The 2,491-nt window shown below is 71.0% G+C and carries 1 pseudogene; it reads right to left on the bottom strand.

Going from position 1 to position 2,491, the window contains the following annotated elements:
• Window positions 1-2,491, bottom strand: a pseudogene (locus FUT87_RS10170) (DUF481 domain-containing protein); the annotation flags it as partial.

The raw sequence follows: 2,491 nt of genomic DNA on the forward strand, positions 1-2,491 counted from the left end.
ATGCCGCCGACCAGCGTGCCGCCGCGCGCGTTCAAGGTCTCGTCGGTGCGGCCGGTGTCCAGCGCGTAGGTGACGTAGACGTTGGAGCGGTCGTTGTACTGGTAGTCGACGCCCGCCTTGCCCGCCGAGCCGCCATTGCCGCCCGAGGCCTCGCCGCGCAGCGACAGCTTGTCGTTGACGCGATAACGCACGCCCGCGCCGAGCCGGTCGTTGTCCTGCCGCGTGCCGGTGCGGTCCACCGTCTTCTGGCCGAAGCCGTACACGCCCCAGCCCTCCCCGCTCTCGTAGTCGAGCTGCACGGCCGCGTCGGTGCGCTCGCCGCTGACCACGCCCGAGCTGGGCAGCAGCGGCGAGGTGTTCACCGCATCGGTGGACTTGCGGTCGGCCCGCAGTCCGCCACTGACCGTCCAGCGCTCATCGACGCGCCAGGCTACCTGCGCCTCGCCGGCATCGGTGTTGTAGCCGTTGAGCTCGTCCTTGTGATCGCCCTTGAGCCGCAGCTCGACCTGCTCGCCCACCGGCGCGGTGAGGCTGACGCCGACCTGCCTCGTCTCGTTGGACGCGACCTGTCCAGGCGTCGAGAAACCCGCCTCGCGCAGCTGCGCATAGGCGCCGACATGCCCGCTCTTGGCGACGCCGAGATCGGTCAGGTCCGCCTGCCCTTCGACGCGCCACGCATTCGCGCCGCGGGTGTCGCTGGCCAGCGTGTTCTGCGAGAACCCGAAGCCGCCATCCAGCGAGCTGGTCGTGCCGATGCCGGGGCCATCGCTGCGCGCGGCCTCGATCTTCAGCGTGGTGTTCTCGCTCTTGCGCAGCAGCAGGTCCACGCCGCCCAGGCGCTGGTCGCCGCCGGTCTGCTGCTGCTTCGCGGCGGTGATGCCGACGCGCACCGCGTCCGTCACCCACCACGCCGTCCGGCCGCCCACCGCCAGCGTGTCCAGATCGCCCGACAGCGGCGTGTACTCGTAGTCCACGACCAGGAAGGCCGGCTGGCCGCTGAGACCGCCCGCCCGCACCAGCTGGCCGTTGTCGGCCAGGCTGGGCAGCGGCGAGGTCAGCAGCACCCGCCCCTGCAGGTAGTCGACGTCGTAGTCGCTGCCCGGGATCAGCGCGCGGCGCTGCAGCACGAAGCCGGAATCGCGATCGCGGATTTCCAGCCACACCTTCTCGGCGCCGCGGCTCACGTCCTGATGACGCAGGTAGTACAGCGAGCCGCCCGTGCCGCGGAACTCCTCGCGCGCGGCCAGCGTGCCCGGTTCGGCCGCGTACAGGTCGGCAGTGAAGCGGGCGTCGCCGAAGCTGGTCGCCTCCTCGCCGACGAGGTGCCCCTTCAGGCCATACAAGCCGCGGTTGATCTGCGCCAGTGTGTTGTCGGCGCCGAGGTTGATCTTGAAGTTGCCCCACATCGCATGCGAGCGGCCGTCGTCCACGCGCAGGTACATGCGTCCCTGCGTGGGCGCGTCCTCGACGCTGGTCGAGTCGTCGCCGAAGGTGCCCCAGCTGTCCACCGGATCCATGCGGCGGAACAGCGAGGTCGGGTCCTTGCGGTCGAGGTTGCGCAGGAGCTCATTGAGCGGGCGTTCCTCGGTGTCGACGCTCGCCGTCAAGGTCCAGCGCTCATCGAGCATGCCCTTGCCGTAGAAGGCCAGGCGCCCTTCGGTCCAGGTGTCGTTGTTGTAGCGGTTGCGCTCCTGCGTCACCAGCGCGGCGGGGCCGGTCGTGCGGTCATGGCCGATGGTGAGATCCGCCTGACCGACGAAGAAGAAGTCCCGCGGCGGCAGTTCGAAGTCGCGGCGATAGATCCGCTCCTGGCCCTCGGCGCCGCGCACGACGATCTCGCCGGTCTGCACGCGGCGCGGCACCAGCTGCTGCATCACGAAGCGGCCCTGCGCGTCGACCGGCACCGCCAGTCCGAGCGCCCTCACCTGCTCGCCGGCCGCGATGCCTTCGCCGCTGGCCGTCACCGTGCCGCCGGTGATCGGGATGTTGGCGATGGACAGCCGGCTCTCGCCATAACCCGCCAGCAGGCGCTGCGCCTCGGTCGGCTCCTGCTCGAAGCCCGGCGCATGCCGATCGGCCAGCGCCAGCGGGACGTCGTCGGTCTCGTCGAAGCGGCCATCGCGGTCATAGACCCGCACACGCCAGTACAGCTTGCGGCGCGCCATCGGCCCCTGCGCCCACTCGGCGGGCACGGTCCATGTCGCGCGCAGCTCGCTGTCCAGCGGCACCGTGGCCAGCAGCTGCGGCCGCATGTCGCCATCGGCGCTGAACACGCGCAGCTCGCCGCGCGTCAGGAACAACCGGTAGTTGCTGTAGCCGTTGAAGCGCACCGTGTCGCCAGGCACCGCGGTGGCGGGCCAGGCGGTCCCGTTCAGGCGGCGCAGCTGCACGAGGTTGTCGTACTGCAGGCGCAGCCGGTCGCGCTCGAGCCGCACGTCGATGCAGCGCTGGCGATCGGCGCTGGAGCTGTCCGCGCCCACCACCGGCTGGC

This window comes from Mitsuaria sp. TWR114 (assembly GCF_007997345.1).